Origin of the sequence: Comamonas sp. AG1104 (assembly GCF_003350425.1) — a bacterium.
Taxonomy (GTDB): Bacteria; Pseudomonadota; Gammaproteobacteria; order Burkholderiales; family Burkholderiaceae_C; genus Comamonas; species Comamonas testosteroni.
On record NZ_QQAS01000001.1, the window covers coordinates 620806 to 644832 of the forward strand.

Here is a 24027-nt window from a genome sequence, read left to right on the forward strand (position 1 = left end):
CGGGCTTGCCCTGCTGTCCGCTTTACCTGAGAGATTCACTGTCTTTGCTTTCGCGGACAGTTTGCTCCTTCGGTGGATGCTGGCGCACATACGAAATGACGGCCTGCATCTCTCTCCAGCAAGGGACGCTGCAGGCTCGCACACCTTGCAGCGTTTGTCAGTCCTTTTGCCTGAGCGTTTTGACTCCGGGTGGGGGTCTGCGCCTTCGGCGGTGCAAGGCAGCTTCAAGCTGCAGGCACTCTCTCCTGACGTTGGCGATTCTAGCGGCGGGCAGGGTGCCTGCACCACCGCAATTAGTGGATTTTGGGGTTTTCGAGCACAGATCGCCGGGATTGGGCCTGTGCGCTCATCGTGTCTCGGTATTCAAGGATGGAGGCTCGGGGAGCTCAATCTCCTGGCGTGGAAACACCAACTGATAGGGCTGCTCGAAGCAGGCTGCCACGGGCTGGCCCTGGCGCATGCCGGGCTTGAACTTCCAGAGCTTGAGCGAGCGCATGATGGAATTCACGATGCGGGGATCGGCATCGGCAGGTTGATAGGCCACACGGCCGAGCTGACCCTGAGCCGTGACTTCCAGGCGGAAGACCACCGTGGTTTCCAGCCCGTTCGGAAACCAGTGGGCGCTGATGGAGGGCGTGGTGTGGCGGCGTGGCCGGGGTTGCTGATCGAGCTGGGCGGGGGGTGTGCAATCTGCATTGATCCAGGCGGGCCATTCCATGCTCTGTGACCGCTTGCGCTGCGTGTTCAATGACGGAGCCGGCGTCGGCTCCGGCCGCTCGGAAACCGTGCTCGGGGTGCCGGCATCCGGAGGCAGCTTGGGCTGACTGCCATCGGAGAGGTGGGAACAGGCACCGAGCAGCAAGGTGGCCAGGGCTGCGGCAAGGTGTGAAGTGCGCGAAATGTCCATGAGGGCATTGTCGGCCATGTCGGCAGCATTTTCAGGGTTGCGCAGGGCGCAGATCCAGTCCTTTGATATCGACCTCGGCACAGGCACGCCACCAGGCCGAGCCGGCATGCGGAGCGCTCAGGTCCAGGCGCTCGCCCATCATGGGCGTGGCGATCTCTATGCCGTGCTGCCTGCCCAGACTCAGAATTTGCTCGAAGGGATCCCACCAGGCATGCATGGCGAGGTTGAAAGTGCCGTTGTGTATGGGCAGCAGCCATTGGCCGCCGAGATCCCGGTGGGCTTGCATGGTCTGGGCCGGATGCATATGGACATAGGGCCAGTGGGCGTCGTAGGCTCCGGTCTCCATCAATGTGACATCGAAGGGGCCGAAGCGCCTGCCGATTTCGGCAAATCCGTCGAAGTAGCCGCCATCGCCGCTGAAGAAAACGCGCAGCGGCCTGTCGGCCTGGCGGTCTTCTATGGTCCAGGAAGACCAGAGCGTACGGTTGCCGTCTCGCAGGCTGCGCCCAGAGAAATGCTGGGCGGGCGTGGCCGTGAAACGCAGGCCGTCGACCTCGCTGCCCTGCCACCAGTCGTGCTGCACGATCTTGTCGGCCGGCACGCCCCAGGCCGCCAGTCTGTCTCCCACTCCCAAAGGGCAGAGAAAAACGCCTACCTTGGGCGCAAGCACTCGAATGGTGGCTCGGTCCAGGTGGTCGTAGTGGTCATGCGAGAGCAGCACGCCGCGCAAGGCAGGCAACTCGTCCAGGGCAATCGGCGGGGCATGAAAGCGCTTGGGGCCGGCAAACGATAGTGGGGAGGCACGCTCGGAAAACACCGGGTCCGTCAGCCACCAGCCGCCGCGCAGCTTCATCAGCAAGGTGGAATGGCCCAGGCGATACAGGCTGCGTTCGGGCGCGAGGTTCAGCTCGGCCGTGCTAAGCGGCAGCACGGGCAGCGCCTTGCCCGGCTCGGAATCGGCCGGCTTGTTGAAGAAGAACTTCCACAGCGTCCCGGCATCAGGCTTGGGGCCGTCAGCCGGACGTGGATACGTGTTGCGAAAGCGCCCGCCTGAATACTGAGGCGAGTCCTCGTAGTCGGCGATGGGGGTGGAGAGGCTTGGTTTGCGAAACAAGATCGGGCGCCTTAGTAAGACATTTGCCGCAGTTTGGGACGGTTTGCTGCGCTGCAAGAGCGAACTTGCAAGAGGCCGTATCGCGGCAACGGCCATTCGGGCACTGGCATGGGACCGATGCGACACTTGCTCGAGGAGGAGCAAGCACAATGAATCCCATGGTTCTGAATCTCGAAAATCTGCTGGCTGCCGGCAAGGACGGTGCCTTGCTGCGTTACACCCTGGGCAAGGCTTATGCCGATGAGGAGCTGATGGGCGTGGCGCGCGAGCATCTGCGCAAGGCCACGGCACTGGATGCCGAATACTCCGTCGCCTGGAAGCAGCTGGGCAGGGTGGAGCTGGCGCTGGGCGATGCGCAGGCGGCGCGAGCCGCCTGGCAGCAAGGGCTGAGCTGCGCTCAGGCCAAGGGCGATGCCCAGGTCGTCAAGGAGCTGCAGGTGTTTTTGCGGCGCCTGGACAAGCAGGCTGCCGGCACCTAGAAACTTCAGAAAAATAGCTGCAAGCGATTGTGGATCAATCGCTTGCAGCCCATTCTGTCTGAAGTTTGTCAGTGTGCGCCGGCGGCCGCGTCGGAGGCTCCTGCGGCAGAGGCCGGGCGCTTGGTGAACCAGATCAGCACGATCAGGCTCAGGAACAGAAAGGACGATGCCAGAAAGATGTCGTCGGCGGCCCGTGTGAAGGCCTGCTGATCGATCAGCCGGTTGATCTGGGCATAGGCCTGCTCGGCGCTCATGCCCGCTGCCTGCAGATTTCTGACCGTGCTGGCAAACGTGCCCTGGCCCTGCACCAGCAACTCGGTCAGATGCGCATGGTGCATGGAAGCCCGGCTTTCCCACAGGGTGGTGGCAATCGAGGTTCCCATGGCACCAGCCGTGATCCGCACGAAGTTGGACAGACCAGCGGCGGCAGGAATGCGGTCCGGCGTCAGTCCGCTCAGCGTGATGGTGGTCAGCGGAATGAAGAAAAATGCCATGGCACCGCCCTGAATCAGCGTGGGAATCAGGATATGGGCGAAGTCGGTCTCCACGGTGAACTTCGAGCGCATCCACAGCACCATGGCAAACACGATGAAGGCAATCGTGGCCATCTTGCGCGGATCCCAGACACCGACCTTGCGGCCCACCATTGGCGTGAGCAGGATGGCCAGCAGGCCAACCGGCGCCAGGGCCAGGCCGGCCGAGGTGGAGGTGTAGCCCATCCATTGCTGCAGCCACAGCGGCAGCAGCACGACATTGCCGAAGAACAGGCCATAGGCGATCGACAGCGCGATCGAGCCAGCCGCGAAGTTGCGTCGCTTGAACAGGCGCAGATCGACGACTGGATGGGCGTCGGTCAGCTCCCAGACCACGAAGACGGCAAAGGCCACCACGGCAATCACCGCAAAGGCGATGATTTCATTGGAGGCAAACCAGTCCAGCTCCTTGCCCTTGTCCAGCATCAGCTGCAGCGCCGCCACCCAGAGCACGAGCAGGGACAGGCCCACGGTGTCGATAGGCAGCTTGCGCGTGGGCGTTTCGCGGTTGCGGTAGATGCTCCAGGTCATGAGGGCCGAGAGCAGGCCCACGGGAACGTTGATGTAGAAGATCCAGGGCCAGGAAATATTGTCCGTGATCCATCCGCCCAGCAGTGGCCCGACCACCGGCGCGACCAGCGTGGTCACGCCCCAGAGCGATAGCGCCACACCGGCCTTGGCGGGCGGATAGCTGGACAGCAGCAGGGTCTGCGACAGCGGGATCATGGGGCCGGCCACGGCGCCTTGCAGCACGCGGAACAGCACCAGCATCTCCAGCGAGGAGGCAAAGCCGCAGAGCCAGGAGGTCAGCACGAACAGCAGCACGCTCATGGTGAACAGGCGCACGGCGCCGAAGCGCTGGGTGAGCCAGCCCGTCAGCGGCACTGAGATGGCATTGGCCACACCAAAGCTGGTGATGACCCAGGTGCCCTGGCTGGGGCTGACGCCCACATCGCCGGAGATGGCCGGAATGGCCACGTTGGCAATGGAGGAGTCCAGCACGTTCATGAAGGTGGCCAGCGATAGCGCCAGCGTACCCAGGGCGAGCTGCGCGCCCTTGAGCGGGGCGATGGCTGGCGGCATGGGGCGGGCCGCCGGGGCTGGTGGCGAGGCGCCAGCTCCGGGGTCGTCAGAGGTCGTGGAAGTCATGGCTGATTCCGCGTCTTATTGCGCAGTTTGGGCTGCGGACTGGGCGGGCTGAGCGGGTGCGACCGGGGCGGGCAGGTCGGCCAGCTGGGTCAGCGCCGGCAGCTTGTCGCCCGCGATGATGTGCTGGATGCGCTGCTCGGCCTGGGCCAGGCTGCCGTCATAGACGGTAGTCTGGGCCACGGGCTCGGTGCGCGGCGTGCTGGCCAGGGCCTGACCGTCCTTGTCGCGGATATCGACCTTCACGTCCATGGACAGGCCCACACGCAGCGGGTGCTGCTTGAGCGCCTCGGGCTCGAGGCTGATGCGCACGGGAACGCGCTGCACCACCTTGATCCAGTTGCCGGTCGCGTTCTGCGCGGGCAGCAGCGCAAACGCCGCACCCGTGCCTGCGCCCAGGCCCACGACCTTGCCTTCGTACGTTGTCTTGTCGCCGTAGACATCGGCGGTCAGCTCCACCTTTTGGCCCATGCGCAGATCGGCCAGCTGGCTTTCCTTGAAGTTGGCATCCACCCAGAGCTTGTGCAGATCGACCACGGTCAGCAGCGGCGAGCCGGCGGCCACGCGCTGGCCCAGTTGCACGCCGCGCTTGGCCACAAAACCGTCCACGGGCGCGATCAGCCGCGTGCGCTGCAGGGCCAGATAGGCCTCGCGCACCTTGGCTGCGGCCGCCATGACGGCGGGGAAGTCCTCGGCCGTCGTGCCCTTGGTCTGGGCTTCGGCGGCCGTCAGCTGGGCCTTGGCCGCGCGCACGGCGGCTTCGGCGGCCGCCACGGCGTTGCTGGCGGCCGCTGCCAGAGCCTTGGCATGGTCAAACTCTTCCTTGCCCACGGCGCCGGTGGCCGTGAGGGGGCGGCGCCGCGCCACATCGTCGTTGGCCTTGGCGGCATCGGCCTTGAGGCGCAGCAGATCGGCTTCGCGCTGGGCTACCTGGGCGGCCAGCGGGGCGTTGTTGGCATACAGGGTGCGGGTCTGGCGCGCGGTCTGGGCCAGTTGCGACTCGGCCTGGGCCAGCTGCACCAGATAGTCGGCAGGGTCCAGCTGCACCAGCAGCTGGCCGGCCCTGACATAGTCGGTATCGTCGGCGCCGATGCTGATCACGGTGCCGCCGACCTGGGGCGTGATCTGCACCACATTGCCTGCCACATAGGCGTTGTCCGTGGTCTGGTAGTTGCGGGCCACCATCCAGTGCCAGCCGCCCCAGGCGATGGCGGCCACGGCGACAGCGGCCGCCACGATGGTCAGGCCCTTGCGGCGGCCCGCAGGGTTGGCGCTGGGCGTGGCTGCCGCAGGAGCTTGAGGAGCGTTCTGAGTAGGCTTGGTGTCGGTCATGATGTTGGCGCTTTGTTATCTGTGAAGCGGTTTTGCGCTATTGAAAAAGAGGAGCTGCTAGCGCTTGTCAATAAAGGAATTGAGAGTGTTTCTGCCTTGAATTCAATGACAGTAGGGCGATAGCAGCTATTGATTTTGTTGAGTCCGATGTTTATTGCAGGGCAACAGCCGGGGTGTCGTCGCTCCAGCCGCCGCCCAGGGCTGCGGCCAGGGCCACTCGGGTGTCCAGCTCGCGCGCCTGCAGGTCCACGGCCAGACGGCGCTGGTTGATGAGCTGGGTTTCGGTGTTGAGCACGGTGATCTGGCTGCCCAGGCCGGCCTGATAGCGCTGCACGGCAAAGTCATAGGCCCGCTCGGCCTTGGACAGCGACTCGGTTTGCAGCTGCTGCTGGCGCTGCAGCGATTGCACGGAGGCAATGGCGTCGCCGGCCTGCTTGACGGCATCGAGCACGGCGCCGTTGTACTGGGCGATGGCGGTGTCGAGATCGGCCTGTTTGCCGCGCAGCTGGGCGCGCAGGCGCTTGCCGTCGAAGATCGGCAGGCGCAGCGCAGGCGTGATGCCCATCTGGCGCGAGCTGCCCTGCAGCAGATTATCCAGGCCCAGCGCGTTCAGGCCCACAAAGGCGGTCAGGTTCACATCGGGGTAGAAGTCGGCCCTGGCCGATTCAATGCCTTGCGTGGCCGCTTCCACGCGCCAGCGCGCGGCAACCACATCGGGGCGGCGGCCCAGCAGATCCGCGCCCAGAGCCTGGGGAACGGGCTGGATGCGCAGCACCGACAGTCTGGGCGAGAGCGCATTTTGCGCATCGGGCGCCTGGGCGCAGAGCACGGCAATCGTGCGGCGCGCCAGCGTGATCTGCTCGCCGAGCATCTCGATCTGGGTTTGGGCATCGGGCATGCCGGCCTGGGCCTGGGTCAGCTCCACCTGGCTGTCCAGACCCGCTCGGGTGCGCTGCTCGCTCAGGTTCAGCAGTGACTGGCGCTGGCCCAGCGTGCGCTGTGCCACTTCCTTCTGGGCAATCAGCCGGGCCAGGGCGATATAGCTGCGTGCCACCTGTGCGGCCAGCTGGTTGGCGGCGGCGGCGCTGTCGGCCTTGGCAGCACGCGCCTGGCCCAGCGCGGCCTGCAGGTCCGCGGCATGCTTGCCGAAGAAGTCGGGCGACCAGGACAGGCCGGCCTGCAGATTGCCGCTGTTGTAGATATTGCCCGCAATGGGGGCGGGAATCATGCCGTTGGCCGTGTAGCGCTGGCGTGTGGCGTCGGCGCTCAGCGTTCCGCGCACATCGCTGGCCGTGCTGCTGGCCGTGGCCAGGGCTGCGGCTTTTTCAAAGCGGGCGTTGCTGGCGGCCAGGCTGGGGCTGCCGGCCAGGGCCTGATCGATGAGCTGATTGAGCTCGGCATCGCCCAGACCTGTCCACCATTGGGAGGAGGCCAGTGCCGTGGCGTCCGCAGCGCTGAGGCTGGCGGAGTCGTTCAGGCCGACATCGGCCGAGCCCAGTCGTGCCAGCGGCTGGTGCGCCGGCCCTTGCGAGGCACAGCCTGCCAGCGCGAGCACGGCGGCCAGTGCTGCGGTTGCCAGCAGCGGATGGCCAGGGGCGCACTCGGTGGCGGGTTTGCGTGATGGTCTAGAGGTCATGGAAAAGTGCCAGTGGTTTTTATTGAAATAGGGCGGTGAAAAAGAAGGCAGCAGGCCAGCCTAGTGCCTGGGATCGCGGCCTGCCTCGTTCGTTTGGATGGGGGGCTTGCCCGGCTCCTGGGTCAGGGCCTCGCGCAGCGCATCGCCGTTGACCAGCATGCGCTGCAGCATGGACAGCATCAGCGTGCATTCGCTGTGGCTGAAACCGCGCAGATGGCCGTTGAGTACCTTGGTCAGCACCTTGGGCACCTGGGTGGCGACGCTGCGCCCTTCCTCGGTGAGTACCAGATGCACCACGCGCCGGTCGGTGGTGGAGCGCTCGCGGCGCAGCAGCCCCTTGGCCTCGATGCGGTCCAGCGCGCGCGTCACCGAAGCCGGGTCCATGCCCAGGTCCTTGGCCAGCGTGCTGCTGTTGGTGTCGGAGCAGATCAGCAGCTTGTAAAGCGGCAGCCACTGCACATAGGTCAGTCCTTGCTCGGCCAGCTGAGCGTCGGCCAGCTGCAGGATGGAGCTCAGTACACGCCGCATGAGAAAGCCAATGCTTTTGTCCGGCGCGTAGACCCCTGCCTGGTAGAAGAAGCTGGATTCGTCCTGCGGGTCGATGATGGGGTCGGTCTGGTTTTGCAATGGCGCCACCAATATTTGCTTGGTCAATGATTGAGTCGGCAATTATTGTGCAGCTGCAAAAAAATGTCAGCAAGGTTTGAGCAGCGAGATATCGGGCCTTGGCGTGCTTGTACCGCTTGCTATGAAAATAAAAGCAGTTTGCGTCTTGTTGTTATGTGCATGAATCTGGCGCAGCCCCAAAAAAAAACCCGGTCATGGAGACCGGGCGGGTGCGGGCAGGGGAAAGGAGGCTCAGAGCGGAACGCGCAGCACGACCACGATCACCAGGCCAAGGGCCAGATTGAAGGAGACCCATTTGCGGATGCTCTGCAGCGCCTTGCCGCCTGCGGGCCAGTCCTTGAGCTGCACGGCCGCATTCAGGCGCTTGAACAGTGCGAAGCGGATATGACCGAACACGGCCATCATCACCAGGCCCAGAATGCTCATCACAATCCAGTTGACCGGCATGTTGAACTGGCCGCCGGCCTGGGCGGCCATGGCGTGAATGCTGCCAATCATGCCGATGCCGGTGGCCAGCACGACGACCACCAGCACCATGACCCAGGCAAAAAAGCGCTGCAGCACGCCATGCATCAGCGTCACGCGCTCGGGCGGCTGCAGACCCTGGACGGCGGGGTGCAGAAAGAAATGCGCGAAAAACATGCCGCCCACCCAGATGATGATGGCCAGAAGGTGCAGAAGTTTGAACAGAATGAAAAGCATGGCTTGTGGGGCTTGATTGGGGAGATATCGCAAGCCTAACGGAGATCGTCCTACGGATGGAACACACAGGCCGAAATAGCAGGGCTTTCGCTTTGCCCAGGCCTGATTAGACTTGGCTGCAACCAAAAACAGCCAGCAATGGCACAGGAGTCCTTATGCCAGAACAAGCCACCGTCGTCGCCTTCAAGCAGTCTTCAGGGCGGGTCGCCTTGCGTACCGGCAACGGCCGCTTTGTGCTGGCCGAGCAGACCGATTCCAGCGCGCTGCGCGAAGGGCTGAGCCTGAGCGGCAATATGAGCGAGTTCGGTCCCGAGGTCTGGAGCGACGACAGCGGACAGAACCAGTACGAAGTCTTTGTGCTGGGCTGGGATCTGTCGCAGGAAGCAGTCGAGCTGGAGATGTGATGTGTTGCGCCTGGAAAAAGAGCTGCCAGCGCTTGATTGACAGGCGCTGGCAGCTCTTTCTTTTGGGATTTTCCTGGAGCCGGGGCTTTCACCCCGGTGCGCCCTGTTACTTCTTCAGGTCGAAGCGGTCCAGCTCCATGACCTTGACCCAGGCGGCGACGAAGTCCTGGTAGAACTTCTGCTCATTGCCCTTTTCGGCATAGACCTCGGCCACGGCGCGCAGAACGGCGTTGGAGCCGAAGACCAGGTCCACGCGGGTGCCGGTCCACTTCTTGGCGCCGCTCTTGCGGTCCACGCCTTCGTAGTTGCCATCCTCCAGAGGCTGCCACTGTGTGCCCATGTCAAGCAGATTGACGAAGAAGTCGTTCGTCAGCTTGCCCGGAGTCTGGGTCAGCACGCCGTGGTTGCCGGCGGTGTTGATGTTGATGGCACGCAGGCCGCCGATCAGCACGGTCATCTCGGGGGCCGTGAGCGTCAGCAACTGGGCCTTGTCGATCAGCAGGGCTTCGGCGGGTGCCGGGAAGCGTCCTTGCAGGTGGTTGCGGAAGCCGTCGGCCTTGGGCTCCAGCGGCGCGAAGGATTCTGCATCGGTCTGCTCGTCGCTGGCGTCGCCGCGACCGGGAGTGAAGGGCACGTTGATCTTCACACCAGCGTCTGCGGCCGCTTTTTCAACGCCCGCGCTGCCGGCCAGCACGATCAGGTCGGCCAGCGAGATGCGCTTGTCGCCCTCGGCAGCCTTGTTGAACTCGCGCTGGATTTCCTCGAGCTTGCCCAGTACCTTGGCCAGTTGCGCTGGGTTGTTGGCTGCCCAGTCCTTTTGCGGAGCCAGGCGGATGCGGGCACCGTTGGCGCCGCCGCGCTTGTCCGAGCCGCGGAAGGTGGAGGCCGATGCCCAGGCCGTGGCCACCAGCTCCTGCACCGACAGACCCGATGCCAGCAGCCTGGCCTTGAGGGCGGCCACATCGGCGTCGTTGACCAGTTCATGCTTGACGGCGGGGATGGGGTCTTGCCAGATCAGCTCTTCCCGGGGTACTTCGGGGCCCAGATAGCGTGCACGCGGGCCCATGTCGCGGTGGGTCAGCTTGAACCAGGCGCGGGCAAAGGCTTCGGCGAAAGCCTGTGGGTTTTCGAGAAAGCGGCGCGAGATCTTCTCATAGGCCGGGTCCATGCGCAGCGACAGGTCGGTGGTCAGCATGGTGGGCTTTTTGTGGGGGCCGCCATGCGCGTCGGGGATGACATCGCCAGCGTCCTTGGCAACCCACTGAATGGCACCCGCAGGGCTTTTTTCCTGCACCCATTCGTACTTGAACAGGTTCTCGAAGAAGAAATTGCTCCACTGTGCAGGAGTCTGGGTCCAGGTCACTTCCAGGCCGGAGGTGATGGCATCGCCGGCTTTGCCGGACTTGTAGCTGCTGGCCCAGCCCAGGCCCTGGGCTTCCAGGCCGGCGGCTTCGGGCTCGGCGCCCACATGGCTGGCGGGGCCCGCACCATGGGTCTTGCCGAAGGTGTGGCCGCCGGCGATCAGCGCCACGGTTTCCTCGTCATCCATGGCCATGCGGGCAAAGGTGTCGCGGATGTCATGCGCGGCCGAGAGAGGGTCGCCATTGCCGTCCGGGCCTTCGGGGTTGACATAGATCAGCCCCATCTGCACGGCGGCCAGCGGGTTCTCGAGGTCGCGCTCGCCGCTGTAGCGGCTGTTCGGGTTCTGGGTGGGGGCCAGCCATTCCTTCTCTGCACCCCAGTACACATCCTGATCGGGTTCCCAGGTGTCCACGCGGCCGCCGCCGAAGCCGAAGGTGCGGAATCCCATGGTTTCCAGTGCAACGTTGCCGCACAGCATCATCAGGTCGCCCCAGGAAATCTGGCTGCCGTACTTTTGCTTGATCGGCCACAGCAGGCGGCGCGACTTGTCGATGTTGACGTTGTCAGGCCAGCTGTTGAGCGGGGCAAAGCGCTGCTGGGCGCGGCCCGCGCCGCCTCGACCGTCCTGAATGCGATAGGTGCCTGCTGCGTGCCAGGCCATGCGGATGAACTGGGGACCGTAGTGGCCGAAGTCGGCGGGCCACCAATCCTGCGAGTCGGTCATCAGGGCGCGCAGGTCGCGCTTGACGGCTTCATAGTCCAGCTTCTGGAAAGCCTGGGCGTAGTTGAAGTCTTCACCCAAGGGGTTGCTTTTGGCGGAGTGCTGGCTCAGCAAATCCACGCGCAGCTGATTGGGCCACCAGTCCTTGTTGCTGGTGGCGTTGCCTGCGGCGGCGGTTTCGCTGTTCTGTCCTTGGTGGAAGGGGCACTTGGATTCAGTAGTCATGGGGCTCTCCGTTTCAACGATCCGACAGGTCGGTAGGTCCAGGAAACAGATATCAATCAATGATTGATATCAATAAATTCAACTCAATAGCTATTAGCGATTGGTTGAGATGAATTATCGGTGCGCGGCTGGCCTGAAGCGCGTGTTGTGCTATTGAAATTACTAAGCAGCGCCATAGGAAGAAATGTGGGTCGAGTCTTGAGCCGACGCAAAGACGGGTTCAGGTACTTCGCAAAGTGACTGAGACTGTGACTTTTAAAGCGTATGCGAGGCAGCCTGTTTGCACAAGCATGAGCCATCAAATCAGGTCGTTGACCTACCTGGCCTCAGCTGTGGCAGCGGCTCAGCCGGCGACCAGCTTGTGCACCAGATCGGCTGCGGTGGAGGCACCGTATTTGCGCATCAGCCGGGCGCGGTAGATTTCCACGGTGCGATGGCTGATGGCCAGTGCCTTGCCGATTTCCTTGCTGGTCATGCCTTCGAGAAGACGTGCAGCGACTTCGCGTTCGCGGCCCGTGAGCTCGGCCTTGACGGGGCGGTGGGCCGAGAGGTCCTCGAAGCTCCAGATGCCCGAGGCATGGGGATCGTTGCGGTCCAGCGTGCGGCCGCTGACATGACACCAGAACACCTCGCCATTGGCGCGCTTCATGATGCGGTTGTCGGAATAGATGCCTGTGGTGTTGAGAATCGGGGCAATGCGCGCGCCCAGGCGCTCGTATTCGTCAACGCTGGGGTATAGCACCTGAAAGGTCTGTCCTATGAGTACTTCGCGCGATGCATGGAACATTTCACACAATTGCCGATTACAGTCAATCATGATGCGGTTGCGCGAGATGACGAGACCTACAGGGGCGGCGTCGAACGCCAGCCGGTAATCCACAACCATGGTACTGCTCTTTACGAAAAACTACTTACTCAAGTACGTAGTATCGTAGCGCATCCAATTTCAAGGAGACATGTGTGAAAAAGCTCTACCCATCCGCAGAAGCGGCACTGCAGGGCGTGGTGGCCGACGGGCAATTGATGGCCGTTGGCGGCTTCGGCCTGTGCGGCATCCCCGAGGCCCTGATCGATGCGGTTTGCGCCAGCGGCGTCAAGAACCTCACGGTGGCATCCAACAACGCCGGCGTGGACGGCTTTGGTCTGGGCAAGCTGCTGGACACCCGCCAGGTCAAGAAGATGATCTCCAGCTATGTGGGCGAGAACAAGGAGTTCGAGCGCCAGTACCTGGCTGGTGAGCTGGAGCTGGAATTCACGCCTCAGGGCACGCTGGCCGAGAAGATGCGCGCCGGCGGTGCGGGCATTCCCGCCTTCTTCACCAAGACCGGTGTGGGCACGCTGGTGGCCGAGGGCAAGGAATTGCGCGAGTTCGACGGCGAGACCTATGTGATGGAGCACGCCATCGTGGCCGATGTGTCCCTGGTCAAGGCCTGGCGCGCGGACAAGAGCGGCAATCTGCAGTTCCGCCTGACGGCGCGCAACTTCAACCCTGCGGCAGCCACCTGCGGCAAGGTCTGCGTGGTGGAGGTCGAAGAACTGGTGGAAGTGGGCGAGATCGCCCCCGACGACATCCATCTGCCCGGCATCTATGTGCACCGCATCGTGCACAACGCCAATCCCGAAAAGCGCATCGAAAAGCGCACCGTGCGCGAAGCCTGAACCATGGTGGATTCGTCCCATTCGCCCGAGGCTGCCGCCCAGGCCGACCTGCCAATCTTTCGTGCGCTGGCTGCGCAGGAGCTGGAGCAACTGGACCGCGAGCGCTTGCTGGTGTGCCAGGTCGCGGCCCGTGAACTGGGGCTGAGCGACTGGAGCATGGACCGCTCTGGCCTGGCGCAGTTGCAGCAGTTGCTCGATCGAGGCCTGGTATCGGCCGACAACCTGTTGCTGGCCCGAGGACTGGGCGTGGTGCTGGGGGACGCGCTGAGCTGCGAAATGGACGATATGGACTGGCATATGGTGAGCGACGAGTGGGGAACCGACCCCGTTGTGCGCTACCGCGAAACCAGCATCCAGGTGGGGGCTCGCGACATGGTCCTCAAACGGCTCGAAGACGGCCAGAGCGTCGATCTGCTGCACTTGCTCGATGGTGTGATTTCGCACCTGCAGCCCATGATCGATTCCGGCGACTACCAATAACGTCAATCAAGATTTATTCAGGAGGCTCTTATGCCCTGGACCCAAGACCAGATGGCCGCGCGCGCGGCCCAAGAACTCGAAGACGGTTTCTACGTCAACCTCGGTATCGGCATTCCCACACTGGTGGCCAACCACACGGGCGACAAGGAAGTGTGGCTGCAGTCCGAAAACGGCATGCTGGGCATCGGCCCCTTCCCGACCGAAGACCAGGTCGACGCCGACCTGATCAATGCCGGCAAGCAGACCGTGACCACGCTTCCCGGCTCGGCCATCTTCGGCTCCGACCAGTCGTTTGCCATGATCCGCGGCGGCAAGATCAATCTGTCCATTCTGGGCGCCATGCAGGTGTCCGAAAAAGGCGATCTGGCCAACTGGATGATTCCCGGCAAGATGGTCAAGGGCATGGGCGGAGCCATGGACCTGGTGGCAGGCGTCAAGCGCGTCATCGTGCTCATGGAACATGTGGCCAAGAAAAAGGACGGCACGACCGACCTGAAGATCCTGCCCAGCTGCACCCTGCCGCTGACGGGTCTGGGCGTGGTGGATCGCATCATCACCGATCTGGGCGTGATGGACGTGACACCCGAAGGCCTGAAGCTGGTGGAGCTGGCCGAGGGCGTGAGCTTTGACGAGATCCAGTCCAAGACGGGTGTCACGCTGCTGAAATAAGCGGCGCTGCGCTCCCGGGCAAGAACCGCTGCGGCGGTTCTTTTTTTATGCCTTTTCTGCGAAATCAGCAGAATTAATAGCTGCCAGGGTTGATGAGACAAGCGATGTAAGCTGTTTTTGCTTTAATTGTGGCCCACAAATTATTGCAATCTGCAACAATTGAGTTTGATTGAGCAGACAGAAAAAGAGCGCTTTGATGAGTGAGAACGCTGGTGCGCAGGGGCACGAGACCGATGTACATTTTTTGCGCGCGGTCACCGATATGGCCGAGCATACGGAGGTCATGACAGGCGATGCAATCTATACCGACAAGGGCATGAAATTGGTGGACAAAGGCACACGTGTTGACAGCCGTCTCTATGACCGTCTGGTCATGCACAAGCTGCGTGACCCCATCGATGCCAACCTGATCACGGGCGACCTGGTCGACGTGGCATCCCTGGTCGCTCTGGCGCGCCAGCAATGCGAGCAGGTCGATCTGCTGCACCGCATGGTGGCGTCCATCGGTGATATCGAGCGTCTGCTCGCGCCGCTCAAGAGTTTGCTGTTGCCTCAGGCCATTGCCTTCAAGCTCACCGTCATGCGCGAGCAGCGCTCCGACCTCTACCACCACAGCCTGCAGATGACGTTGGTGGCGATCTTTCTGGCGCTCAAGAACGGCTGGACCGAGCGCGAATGCGTGCCACTGGCCACGGCTGCGCTGCTGCACGATGTGGGCATGCTCTATATGGACCCGGTCTGGACCGACCCGGACCATCGCTTGAGCGGCGAGGAACGCAAGCATCTGGTCGCGCACTCCGTCACCGCCATGCTGGTGGTGCGCAGCACCGAACTGTATTCGCGCGCCGTGGAAATCGCCGTGCTCGAGCACCATGAGCGCATGGATGGCTCCGGCTATCCGCGCGGCATCAAGGGCAACGCCATTTCGCCCATGGGGCAGGTGCTGCTGCTGGCCGAGGTGGTCTCGGCCTTCTTCGAGAAATTCACGGACATGCCGGGTCAGCGCCTGTCGCTCATGCTGCGGATGAACCACAAGAGCTATCCGGCCGATCTGGTGCACCTGATTTTGCCGCTGCTCTACGACGAAATCAGTCCCGGCAAGCCGCTGGCGCCGCTTCAGGCTGAGTTCTCTCACAGCATTGCGGCCCTGGAGGCTGCGCTGCGCAAATGGAGCGAACTCAGGCGTGACTTTCCCGAGCACTGGCAGCAAATGCCCGACGCACAGGCGGCGGTGGCCGTGGAGGCCAGTCTTGCGCAATTGCAGAAACAGCTGGCCGAGGCAGGCTCCCACCCCAGCCAGCAGCTGGATGTGTTGAGATTCTTCAAGGATGATGCGATGGGCATGAGCGAGCTGGCCCTGGTCAACCGCGAGGCCCTGTGGCAGCTGCAGGCGATCATGAACGACTGCCTGCGCCGTTGGCCCACGCTGGGGCAGGGTGGCTCCACGCTGGAAGTCGCCGTGGCCGAATGGTGCGAGGCCTGTGCTCAGCTGATGCCGCAGGCAGGCCGCACTTCGGCCATGAATGTCGACACGCAGTCGCTCAATTGACGGCATTGACCACGAGCTTCGCTCGAAACGGCTGTCCTCAAGTTTGATAGCTGCAGGCGCTTTATCGACGGGCGCTACATGGGTATTTCTTCAATATTCTGTGCATCACGCCGCGGCGCGGCGTGCTTTGCCGTGTCTGCTGGCGGCATTTTGAAAAAGTATTTTTAATAGCGTGCGATGCCCGATCAACAAAGGCTGGCAGCATCTTCTACCAGTCTTAGGGCTTTGTTTTGCGCAGAAACTCAGATAACTGTATATTTGTACAGTATCAAAGAGTTTTCGCATGCACATCCAGTCCCAGACATCCTTGGCCCGCCCTGGCTCACAGCCAGGCATGACGGCGTCCGTCCGGCAGCAGGTTGGTGCAGAGCAGGGCGTGCAGCGGGGTCTGCAAGCTGTGGGCCACCCGCATTTGTCCGCCATACAGATTCCCGGTGTCTGGCGCGGCACGGACTGGCAGCAGGATGCCTGCGGCAATGTCTGGCCCAGCGGTCATGCAGCGCTGGATTGCGAGCTGCCCGGTGGTGGCTGGCCCGGCAACGCCTTGATTCAGCTGCAGCAACCCGCGCACTGCCATGCGGAGTGGGCCTTGCTGTTGCCCGCGCTGGCCGCAGGAGTGCGGCAGCATGCGGCTTCTCGCGGGGATGCGCGGATGGGGCAACTGGTGCTGGTGGCTCCGCCCTATCTGCCCTTCGCCCCGGCCTTGCAGGCCGCCGGCATTGACGCAAAGCGGCTGTGCGCGGTGCAGCCGGGGCGCAGTGCCCAGGATCTGGCCTGGGCCTGCGAGCAGGCGCTGCATTGCCGGGATGTGCTGGCGGTGCTGGCCTGGTTGCCTGAACTTCCAACGTCCACGCTACGCCGCTTGCAGCTGGCTGCCGCGTCGCAGGGCCGGCCTCTGTGGCTATGGCAGGAGTTGCAGGCCGAGCCGTGCAGCTCTCCCGCCGCATTGCGGTTGAGACTGGAGAGAGTCACGGCAGACTCCGCTGCCCAGCAGGCGCCGGGTTTGCAGATACAGATACTCAAGCGCCGTGGGCCTTTGCTGGAGCGCCCCATACAGCTCCCGCTTTCAAAGTGGGCCTGGCAGCCCGTGCTGCAGGCACAGGCACAAAGACATGCGCGCCAGAGCGAAGAGGCCGCCATGCTCATGCAAGGGCGCATGACAGCCGCAGCTCCTGCAGCGGCCTCGCCTTGGATGACGGAGGCATGAGATGGACAGTGCAGAGCACTGGATGGCCTGGCCTCTGGCCTGCCTGAGCAAGTCAAGCCCGGTGCCCGAGAGTGCCTGCTGGTGGGCGCTGGAGTTTTCGCCGCGTGTGGCCTTGCTCGAAGACGCCTTGCTCATGGAGACCAGTATGGTGCAGCGTCTTTGGGGCGGGAGAGAGGTCTTGCTGACACGGCTGGACAGTGCTTTTGCCCAGGCCTGTCAGGCCGCTGTGTCCGGCCCGCCGGAGACCGGGGGCGGCGATGCGGCAGTGCAGCCGCTGCGCGGACAGGGCGGCACGGCCTGGCAGGCGTTGGCACGGCTGCGGCTGCAGCAGGGGCGACCTTGTGGCTCCATCCCTGTTTCCTTGACCATGCCTGAGACATCGCTGCATGCCGATGCGCTGCCGCTATGGACGCTGAGCGCTCTGGAGCAGAACAGCGCCGTGCTGCTGCGCCTGGGCTGCCGGTGCTGGGGAGATGTGCGCGCACTGCCGCGCGCGGGACTGTCGCGCCGTATTGGAGCCAAGGCCTTGCGTGCGCTCGACGAAGCCTATGGTCTGCTGCCCCAGCCACTTGACTGGCTGCAACTGCCTCAGCAATTCGAGCTGCGCCACGACCTGGGTTATCCGGCCCACCATGCCGATGCCGTGCTCCATGCCGCGCAGCCGCTGTTGCGCGCGCTGCAGTGCTGGCTGCAGGCCCGTCACCATGCGGTGCTGGCACTGCAATTGCGCTGGCACCATGATCTGCGCCGTATCGACGGCCAGGAGCTGCCGGCCTGGGAAGCGCTGGTCATCCGCACGGCCCAGCCCACGCAGGGCATGGCGCATCTGCAGCGCCTGCTGCGTGAGCACCTGGGCCAGCAGCGCTGGCGCGCACCCGTGGACATGCTGGAGTTGCAGGCGCTGGAGACGGCTGCCTGGGCGGCCGAGCCGCTGAGCTGCCTGCCTGCCGCCCAGGGCCAGAGCCCGTCGGACAGTCTGGCCTGGCATGAATGGGTGGAACGGCTGAGCGCCCGCTGGGGTGAGGAGGCCGTGCAGATGGTGCAGCCGCTGGCCGACCACCGCCCCGAGCGCATGCAGCGCTGGCAAGCTGCTGCGCCCTTGCTGCAGAGCAAGAATCCGGCTGCGGCAAGAGACGCTACCCAGGCTGGAGCGGGAGCGCAGCTCAGGCAGCAAGGCACGCAACGCGGCCGTCAGCCCGGATGTGCCGACCCCTGGCAAGCCCTGTGGCCGCCCTGGCTGCTGCCCCAGCCCCAGGCCTTGCCCGTGCAGGGCAATCGTCCCCAATGGCATGGGCCGCTGCAGCTCAGGGCTGGTCCCTACAGGCTGGAGTCCGGCTGGTGGGATGCTGCTGGCGATGCCCAGGCTGCTGCACCGAGCGGCCTCGCCGAGCGTGACTATTTCGTGGCCTATAACGCCGTCGTCGGACATGTCTGGATCTACCGCGAGCGCGTCCGTAGCGAACACCTGATGGGCATGACCGCCAGCCCTGCCAGCTGGTTCGCGCAAGGCATGTATGGCTGAGCTGATCATGGCCGAGCCGCCCGCTCCCTCTCTGCGGTTGGCGGGGCCGCCGCCTGCCGCGATACCGGCCAGTCCCGTGGCTCAGGGCATGGGCAGAGGGCCGCTGGCCTATGCCGAGCTGCACTGTCTCTCGCATTTCAGCTTCCTGCGCGGTGCTTCATCGCCTGCAGAGCTGGTGCACCGGGCCAAAAGCCTGGGCTATGCGGCGCTGGCGCTGACCGACGAATGCTCGGTAGCCGGTGCCGTGCGCGCCTTTGAAGCGGCGCGGGACTGCGGCCTGCATCTGATCCATGGCAGCGAATTCGCCTGGGGCCCGCTCAGGATCGTGGTGCTGGTGCGTGATCTGCCAGGCTGGGGCAATCTCTGTGAATTCATCACCGCTGCACGCAGCCGGGCTGACAAAGGGAAGTACCTGGTCGACGAGTCCAGCCCCTGGCAGCTGCTGAATCAAGGCTGCGAGTGCCTGCTGCTGCCGCAGCGTGGGAAGCTGGATGCATCGGATTTGATAGCTGTAACCGCTTGCTTGGAAGGCGTTTCAGGCTATCTTGATGCTGAAAACCTCTGGCTGGGTGTGGAGCTGCACCTGGCGCCCGACGACAGCCTGTGGCTGCAGACCCTGCAGCAGGCGGGCGCGGCGCTGGGGTTGCGCTTGCTGGCCTGCGGGGATGTCCATATGCATGCGCGCTCGCGCAAGCCGCTGCAGGATGTGGTCACGGCGATCCGCATGGGGCGCACCGTGGCCGAATGCGGCTTTGCGCTGCAGCCCAATGCCGAGCGGCATCTGCGTTCGCGTCTGCGGCTGGCTTCGCTCTATCCCACGGCCATGCTGGAGGCAACACTGGAGCTGGCCGGGCGCTGCTGCTTCACTCTGGACGAGATCCGCTACCGCTATCCGAAGGAGAGCGTGCTGCCCGGCATGACGGCGACGCAGACCCTGGCATGGTTGACCTGGGAGGGCGCGGCGGGACGCTATCCCCAGGGCATTCCCGAGAAGGTGCGCGATCAGCTGCACAAAGAGCTGGCGTTGATCGAGGATCAGAAGTACGAGATGTACTTTCTCACCGTGCATGACATCGTGCGCTATGCGCGCAGCGTCGGTATTCTCTGCCAGGGGCGCGGCTCGGCGGCCAATTCTGCGGTCTGCTACTACTTGGGCATCACCGCGGTAAACCCGGATGGTGGCAATCTGCTGTTCGAGCGCTTTATCAGCAAGGAGCGCAGCGAGCCACCCGATATCGATGTGGACTTTGAGCACGCGCGGCGCGAAGAGGTCATCCAGTACATCTACGGCAAGTACGGGCGCGACCGCGCCGCGCTCACGGCCGTGGTCAGCTGCTGGCGCAGCCGCAGCGCGCTGCGCGATGTGGGCAAGGCGCTGGGCCTGCCGGCCGATCTGATCGATGCCCTGGCCAAGGGGCAGTATTGGTTCAGCGAGCATGCCCAGGCGCAAGCACAGACGCATGCAGAGGCGGCCGATTCGGTAGAGGAGGATCAGGCGCCCGAAGCCTTGCCCGAAGACTGGGTGCAGCGCAAGCTACAGGAAGCCGAGGTGCTGGCACGCGAAATGCATTGCGCTGTGGGCGCGCACCGGCTGCGCCTCTGGATAGAGCTGGCCTGGCAGCTCAAGGACAGCCCGCGTCATCTCAGCCAGCATGTGGGTGGTTTTGTGCTGACCGAGGGCAAGCTCACGCGCTTGGTGCCCGTGGAGCCTGCCACGATGGCCAGGCGCTCCGTCATACAGTGGGACAAGGACGATCTCGATGTCGTGGGTCTGCTCAAGGTCGATGTGCTGGCCCTGGGCATGCTCACCATGTTGCGCAATGCCTTGAACGAGCGTGCCCGCTGGCGTGGCGAGCCATGGGAGCTGCACCAGATTCCGCAGGAGGATGCCGCGACCTACGAGATGATCTGCCAGGCCGATACCGTGGGTACTTTCCAGATCGAAAGCCGTGCCCAGATGAGCATGCTGCCGCGTCTGCAGCCGCGCACCTTCTATGACCTGGTGGTGGAGGTCGCCATTGTGCGCCCCGGCCCGATTCAGGGCGGCATGGTCCATCCCTATCTGCTTGCGCGCGAGCGTGCACGCCGGAAGCTGCCACTCAAGCTTGAAAAACCGGAGCTTGAAAATGCCTTGCTGAGAACCCTGGGTGTGCCCATTTTTCAGGAGCAGGTGATGCAGATCGCCATGGATGCTGCCAAGTTTTCGGCCGGCAAGGCTGATGAGCTGCGCCGCTCCATGGCGGCCTGGAAGCGCAAGGGCGGCGTACACAAGTTCGAGCGCCCGTTGATCGACGGTATGGTGGCGCGTGGTTACAAGCTGGAATTCGCTCAGGCCATTTTTGCGCAGATGCTGGGTTTTGGCGAATATGGCTTCCCCGAAAGCCATGCCTACAGCTTTGCGCTGCTGGCCTATGCCAGCGCCTGGCTCAAGCGCCACGAGCCGGCCATTTTTCTGCAGGCTCTGCTCAACGCCCAGCCCATGGGTTTTTACTCACCCTCGCAACTGGTGCAGGATGCGCGCCGCCATGGCGTGCGTGTGCTGCCGGTCGATGTCTGCCATAGCCACTGGCATTGCACCTTGGAAGCTCCTTTGCAAGCCATGCGCGGCGTGGCCCAGCCTCAGCCGGCCGTGCGCCTGGGGCTGAACCGGGTTGCCAGGCTGGGCAAGGCCGCAGCGCTGCGGATCGAAGGTGAAGCTTCGCAGGCTCCGTGGAAGGACGCGAGCGATCTGGCGATCCGGGCCCGGCTGGACAAGGCAGATATGGAAGCCCTGGCCGCAGCCGATGCGCTGCGCAGCCTGGCCGGTCACCGCCGCCAGCAGATGTGGGCTGCTGCTGCGCAGGCCAGCCTGCCGCCCATTTTTGCGCAGGCCGCCATTCATGAGCCGAGGCTTGAGCTGCCCCAGGCTGCCGAGGGCGAGGAAATCATGTTCGACTATGCCGCCACCGGCCTGAGCCTGCGCCGCCATCCGCTGGCCTTGCTGCGCCCAAGGCTGGCGCGCCATGGCCTGAAAACCGCAGCCGAGCTGCGTCAGATGCTGCCAGGCCAGAAGGTACGTGCCTGCGGCATCGTGACCGTGCGCCAGCGCCCGCCTACCGCCAACGGCACGCTGTTCATCACGCTGGAAGACGAAACCGGCGTCATCAACCTGGTGGTCTGGAGCCAGACCTTTGCGCGCTGGCGCTCTGCATTGCTGGCCTCGCGTCTGCTGGCCGTGGAGGGCATCTGGCAGCGCAGCACGGCCCCGCAACTGGAGGCGTCGGAGTCAGAGGGGGATATGCCTGCGGCCCAGACAGGGCAGGAACCTGCGGTTCGTCATCTGGTCGTGATGAAGGCCAGGGATGTGACTCGTTGGCTGGGGCGGTTTGCCGAGGTCGGACTGAACAGCCGGGATTTTCATTGAACGTCAAGGGGGCTGCGTCGGTCGTATTGCAGAGTCCGTGCTGCAGAAAACGCAATCTCATTTTATTGATATGTCATAACGGATTCACGATCGCTTACCAAGATTGCGAGCTTTTCCGTCCTTTGAGATTGGCTTGCGTATGCAGACACCCGTTCATTTTTCCGCACACAAGAAAACATTTGTGCTTCGTGCCGTCGCCCTGGCAACAATATTGACTCTGGCTGGCTGTGGCGGCGGTGACAGCGGCAATCAAGACCAGGTGGCCGATTACGTGATTCCCGGCCCGCCCGCGGGGCTGGGCACCGAGACGTTCAACGTTACAGCGCAAGGTGCGACCAGCATGCCGGTGTCGCGCACTGATGTACCCAGATACCGCGAAGATGCCACCGTCTTCAACTCCGGCAGGCATGATGCAACGGCCAATGGCAACAACTCCTGCTACGCCGATCACACCACCAACAGCACGCTGCGTATTCTTTCGGGCTTCCTCGATATCTGGGAGCCTTCCGAGCGAAAGATGAACGGCTTCAAGAAATCCGATTTCGCTGGCATCTTCGCGCCTGGTGCGACCACACCGGATACCAATGTCGCCGGAAAGCAGGGATGTGAGGCTTTCGCTCTGACCACATGGAACGGTGTCTGGCATGTGCTTACAGCAGACAACACCAATAGCACGCCAGGCCAGGCGCCGGCCGCAGGGACCACGGGAACGATCAGGAAGAGCGAGCTATTCCTGCAGAACATGGCGTACTCGTCCAAGCTGACCACACAGACGATTTACACCGATGCGCAAAAGGAGGACATCAAGCTCGACGATACCGGCAACAAGGTCACGCGCACGGTTATGGGAGGCTCGCTGGGGCCGCTGGGCCAGGCCTGGGATGATCTTGCAAAGAATCCCAGCGCTGGCTGGGGCGACACCAATATCCAGACCAACCCCGAGTTCGGCGCGGTGCTTCAGTTCGTTGACAATGCCACGGTCGGCAATATTGCCTCGGACAACGGGCCCAAAGGCTTTTACAAATTCGCCCGTCCGTACCGCTGGTCGGCTGCCGACAGCAGCCTGCCGGTCGTCAAAGTGCTCCCAGAGCTGATGTCGCGTCGCGCAGCAGGTGATGATGCGGCTGCTGCGCAGGTCAAGGCACAGCAGGACTCCGACTTCCCCAGCGGCCATACCGCCGAATTCGTGCGCTATTCAATGGCTATTGCCTACATGGCACCGCAGCGTTTCCATGAAGCCATGGCGCGCGGACTTGAGGCCGGTGAAAACCGCATTCGTGCCGGCATGCACTCGGCGTTGGGCGTCATGGGCGGGCGCATGCTGGGCTCGTCCGTATGGATGCCTTTCCTGAAGGGCGCTGGCGATCGAGGTCTGAGCTATACCGAAGCACAGCGTCAGCTCGTGTTTCAGCAAGCACAGGCGCAGTTGCGCAGCAAACTGGGCGTGAATACCGGCGTGGAGCTTTGGAACGTTGCGCACTCGGCCAAACCCGGCGAAGACCGCTTTGCGGATTTCGCGACCACCAAGGCTGAATATCTCAGGCGGCTGACATTCGGTTTTGCACAAGACAAGGCCAAGGCTGGCAAGCCTGCCGTTGTACCTAAAGGAATGGAAACCCTGCTGGAGACCCGCTTTCCCTATCTGACAGCAGACCAGCGGCGAGCAGTGCTCAAAACCACGGCCATCGATTCCGGCTACCCAGTGCTTGACGATGAAGAAGGCTTTGGACGGCTGAACCTGTTCGACGCGGCCAGCGGCTACGGCAGACTGGAGGCAGATGTGACCGTCACCATGAACGGCAGCATCGAAGGCTTCTGTGCTTCGGGCTTCTGCACTTTTGACCGTTGGCGCAACGACATCAGCGGCGCAGGCAAGCTGACCAAGCGTGGAAGCGGCACTCTGGCATTGACAGGCGCGAATACATATAGCGGCGGCACCGTGGTTTCCGCAGGCACCTTGCGTGCCGACTCTTCCACTGCGATAGGCATCGGCGCTGTATACGTCGATGGCGGTACTTTGGCGACCAACGGCAACCAGCTCCAGGTGAGAGGCTCTTACACCCAGAAGTCGGGGGAGTTGAACTTGGCGCTTTCCAGCAGCACTGCCGGTACGTTGGCGGTGGCCGACCATGCTGCACTGGCCGGTGCTTTGAACGTGAGCTTTATCGGCGACTACAAACCCAAGGCGGGTGACAAGATTGTGGTGCTGACCGCCAAAGGCGTGCACAACAAGTTCACCAATGTGGTGGTGGACGGTTATGCAAAATCCACCGTGAGCTATGGCGATACCAGTGTGACCATCACATTGGCCAGTTGATCGGGCTTGGGGTAGAAGGCCTGCGCGATTTTG

The 24027-nt window shown here is 63.4% G+C and carries 19 protein-coding genes and 2 riboswitches; of the genes, 10 read left to right on the plus strand and 9 right to left on the minus strand.

Annotation, left to right across the window (positions count from 1 at the left end; all coding sequences use genetic code 11):
- Nucleotides 1-3: 3 nt before the first annotated feature.
- A riboswitch (glycine riboswitch) is annotated at nt 4-129 on the minus strand.
- 19 nt (nt 130-148) lie between these two features.
- Nucleotides 149-258, minus strand: a riboswitch (glycine riboswitch).
- An 88-nt stretch (nt 259-346) separates the two neighbouring features.
- Entirely contained in the window at nt 347-925 is a 579-nt protein-coding gene (locus tag DFO48_RS02715; RefSeq protein WP_003079467.1) for an energy transducer TonB, read from the minus strand.
- A gap of 13 nt (nt 926-938) precedes the next feature.
- Nucleotides 939-2021 (minus strand): MBL fold metallo-hydrolase, encoded by a 1083-nt coding sequence (locus DFO48_RS02720; RefSeq protein ID WP_003079466.1) that lies wholly within the window; start codon nt 2019-2021, stop codon nt 939-941.
- Nucleotides 2022-2170: 149 nt separating this feature from the next.
- Between DFO48_RS02720 and DFO48_RS02725 the strand changes: the two genes are divergently transcribed.
- Nucleotides 2171-2500 (plus strand): hypothetical protein, encoded by a 330-nt coding sequence (locus DFO48_RS02725; protein ID WP_003079464.1) that lies wholly within the window; start codon nt 2171-2173, stop codon nt 2498-2500.
- A gap of 68 nt (nt 2501-2568) precedes the next feature.
- Here DFO48_RS02725 and DFO48_RS02730 read toward each other — a convergent pair whose 3' ends face one another.
- The 5 genes from DFO48_RS02730 to DFO48_RS02750 all read right to left on the minus strand — a co-directional run bounded on the left by DFO48_RS02730 (nt 2569) and on the right by DFO48_RS02750 (nt 8476).
- Complete coding sequence (locus DFO48_RS02730) at nt 2569-4182, minus strand: DHA2 family efflux MFS transporter permease subunit (protein ID WP_034349652.1); 1614 nt, start codon at nt 4180-4182, stop codon at nt 2569-2571.
- Between the two features lie 15 nt (nt 4183-4197).
- The gene (locus DFO48_RS02735) at nt 4198-5511 is read right to left on the minus strand and encodes an HlyD family efflux transporter periplasmic adaptor subunit (RefSeq protein WP_003079458.1); all 1314 of its coding nucleotides are present in this window, start codon (nt 5509-5511) and stop codon (nt 4198-4200) included.
- A 151-nt stretch (nt 5512-5662) separates the two neighbouring features.
- On the minus strand, nt 5663-7147 hold the full coding sequence (locus tag DFO48_RS02740; RefSeq protein WP_114862439.1) for an efflux transporter outer membrane subunit: 1485 nt from the start codon (nt 7145-7147) through the stop codon (nt 5663-5665).
- A 60-nt stretch (nt 7148-7207) separates the two neighbouring features.
- The gene (locus tag DFO48_RS02745; protein WP_199406938.1) at nt 7208-7783 is read right to left on the minus strand and encodes a MarR family winged helix-turn-helix transcriptional regulator; all 576 of its coding nucleotides are present in this window, start codon (nt 7781-7783) and stop codon (nt 7208-7210) included.
- A gap of 222 nt (nt 7784-8005) precedes the next feature.
- On the minus strand, nt 8006-8476 hold the full coding sequence (locus DFO48_RS02750; RefSeq protein ID WP_114862441.1) for a CopD family protein: 471 nt from the start codon (nt 8474-8476) through the stop codon (nt 8006-8008).
- Between the two features lie 155 nt (nt 8477-8631).
- On the opposite strand from DFO48_RS02750, the gene DFO48_RS02755 reads away from it, so the two are divergent.
- Nucleotides 8632-8880: a hypothetical protein gene (locus DFO48_RS02755; RefSeq protein ID WP_003079448.1), complete on the plus strand. Its 249-nt coding sequence runs from the start codon at nt 8632-8634 to the stop codon at nt 8878-8880.
- Between the two features lie 106 nt (nt 8881-8986).
- Here the strand turns inward: DFO48_RS02755 and katG are convergent, their stop codons facing one another.
- Both katG and DFO48_RS02765 read right to left on the minus strand, forming a co-directional pair.
- Nucleotides 8987-11188: a catalase/peroxidase HPI gene (gene katG / locus DFO48_RS02760; protein ID WP_114862442.1), complete on the minus strand. Its 2202-nt coding sequence runs from the start codon at nt 11186-11188 to the stop codon at nt 8987-8989.
- 343 nt (nt 11189-11531) lie between these two features.
- Complete coding sequence (locus DFO48_RS02765) at nt 11532-12074, minus strand: PAS and helix-turn-helix domain-containing protein (protein WP_003055436.1); 543 nt, start codon at nt 12072-12074, stop codon at nt 11532-11534.
- A gap of 74 nt (nt 12075-12148) precedes the next feature.
- On the opposite strand from DFO48_RS02765, the gene DFO48_RS02770 reads away from it, so the two are divergent.
- The 8 genes from DFO48_RS02770 to DFO48_RS25825 all read left to right on the plus strand — a co-directional run bounded on the left by DFO48_RS02770 (nt 12149) and on the right by DFO48_RS25825 (nt 23994).
- Nucleotides 12149-12847 carry a CoA transferase subunit A gene (locus DFO48_RS02770; protein WP_034375901.1) on the plus strand — a complete coding sequence of 233 codons (699 nt, stop codon included), beginning with the start codon at nt 12149-12151 and terminating at the stop codon, nt 12845-12847.
- A gap of 3 nt (nt 12848-12850) precedes the next feature.
- Nucleotides 12851-13327 (plus strand): DUF3806 domain-containing protein, encoded by a 477-nt coding sequence (locus tag DFO48_RS02775; protein WP_003079438.1) that lies wholly within the window; start codon nt 12851-12853, stop codon nt 13325-13327.
- Between the two features lie 30 nt (nt 13328-13357).
- On the plus strand, nt 13358-13996 hold the full coding sequence (locus DFO48_RS02780) for a 3-oxoacid CoA-transferase subunit B (protein WP_003079436.1): 639 nt from the start codon (nt 13358-13360) through the stop codon (nt 13994-13996).
- 196 nt (nt 13997-14192) lie between these two features.
- Nucleotides 14193-15545, plus strand: a complete 1353-nt coding sequence (locus DFO48_RS02785; protein ID WP_114862443.1) for an HD-GYP domain-containing protein — start codon at nt 14193-14195, stop codon at nt 15543-15545.
- A gap of 283 nt (nt 15546-15828) precedes the next feature.
- Nucleotides 15829-16752, plus strand: a complete 924-nt coding sequence (gene imuA / locus DFO48_RS02790; RefSeq protein WP_114862444.1) for a translesion DNA synthesis-associated protein ImuA — start codon at nt 15829-15831, stop codon at nt 16750-16752.
- A 1-nt stretch (nt 16753) separates the two neighbouring features.
- Nucleotides 16754-18274, plus strand: a complete 1521-nt coding sequence (locus tag DFO48_RS02795) for a hypothetical protein (protein ID WP_114862445.1) — start codon at nt 16754-16756, stop codon at nt 18272-18274.
- Nucleotides 18267-21677, plus strand: a complete 3411-nt coding sequence (dnaE, locus tag DFO48_RS02800) for a DNA polymerase III subunit alpha (RefSeq protein WP_114862446.1) — start codon at nt 18267-18269, stop codon at nt 21675-21677. The genes DFO48_RS02795 and dnaE overlap by 8 nt, the downstream gene beginning before the upstream one ends.
- Nucleotides 21678-21858: 181 nt before the next feature.
- On the plus strand, nt 21859-23994 hold the full coding sequence (locus DFO48_RS25825) for an autotransporter-associated beta strand repeat-containing protein (RefSeq protein ID WP_304466281.1): 2136 nt from the start codon (nt 21859-21861) through the stop codon (nt 23992-23994).
- Nucleotides 23995-24027 lie beyond the last annotated feature (33 nt).

What these genes read in the sequence shown, in the direction of transcription:
- DFO48_RS02715 (WP_003079467.1), bottom strand. Translation starts at nt 925, where the DNA reads ATGGCCGACAATGCCCTCATGGACATTTCGCGCACTTCACACCTTGCC.
- DFO48_RS02725 (WP_003079464.1), top strand. Translation starts at nt 2,171, where the DNA reads ATGAATCCCATGGTTCTGAATCTCGAAAATCTGCTGGCTGCCGGCAAG.
- DFO48_RS02730 (WP_034349652.1), bottom strand. Translation starts at nt 4,182, where the DNA reads ATGACTTCCACGACCTCTGACGACCCCGGAGCTGGCGCCTCGCCACCA.
- DFO48_RS02735 (WP_003079458.1), bottom strand. Translation starts at nt 5,511, where the DNA reads ATGACCGACACCAAGCCTACTCAGAACGCTCCTCAAGCTCCTGCGGCA.
- DFO48_RS02740 (WP_114862439.1), bottom strand. Translation starts at nt 7,147, where the DNA reads ATGACCTCTAGACCATCACGCAAACCCGCCACCGAGTGCGCCCCTGGC.
- DFO48_RS02750 (WP_114862441.1), bottom strand. Translation starts at nt 8,476, where the DNA reads ATGCTTTTCATTCTGTTCAAACTTCTGCACCTTCTGGCCATCATCATC.
- DFO48_RS02755 (WP_003079448.1), top strand. Translation starts at nt 8,632, where the DNA reads ATGCCAGAACAAGCCACCGTCGTCGCCTTCAAGCAGTCTTCAGGGCGG.
- katG (WP_114862442.1), bottom strand. Translation starts at nt 11,188, where the DNA reads ATGACTACTGAATCCAAGTGCCCCTTCCACCAAGGACAGAACAGCGAA.
- DFO48_RS02765 (WP_003055436.1), bottom strand. Translation starts at nt 12,074, where the DNA reads ATGGTTGTGGATTACCGGCTGGCGTTCGACGCCGCCCCTGTAGGTCTC.
- DFO48_RS02775 (WP_003079438.1), top strand. Translation starts at nt 12,851, where the DNA reads ATGGTGGATTCGTCCCATTCGCCCGAGGCTGCCGCCCAGGCCGACCTG.
- DFO48_RS02780 (WP_003079436.1), top strand. Translation starts at nt 13,358, where the DNA reads ATGCCCTGGACCCAAGACCAGATGGCCGCGCGCGCGGCCCAAGAACTC.
- DFO48_RS02785 (WP_114862443.1), top strand. Translation starts at nt 14,193, where the DNA reads ATGAGTGAGAACGCTGGTGCGCAGGGGCACGAGACCGATGTACATTTT.
- imuA (WP_114862444.1), top strand. Translation starts at nt 15,829, where the DNA reads ATGCACATCCAGTCCCAGACATCCTTGGCCCGCCCTGGCTCACAGCCA.
- DFO48_RS02795 (WP_114862445.1), top strand. Translation starts at nt 16,754, where the DNA reads ATGGACAGTGCAGAGCACTGGATGGCCTGGCCTCTGGCCTGCCTGAGC.
- dnaE (WP_114862446.1), top strand. Translation starts at nt 18,267, where the DNA reads ATGGCTGAGCTGATCATGGCCGAGCCGCCCGCTCCCTCTCTGCGGTTG.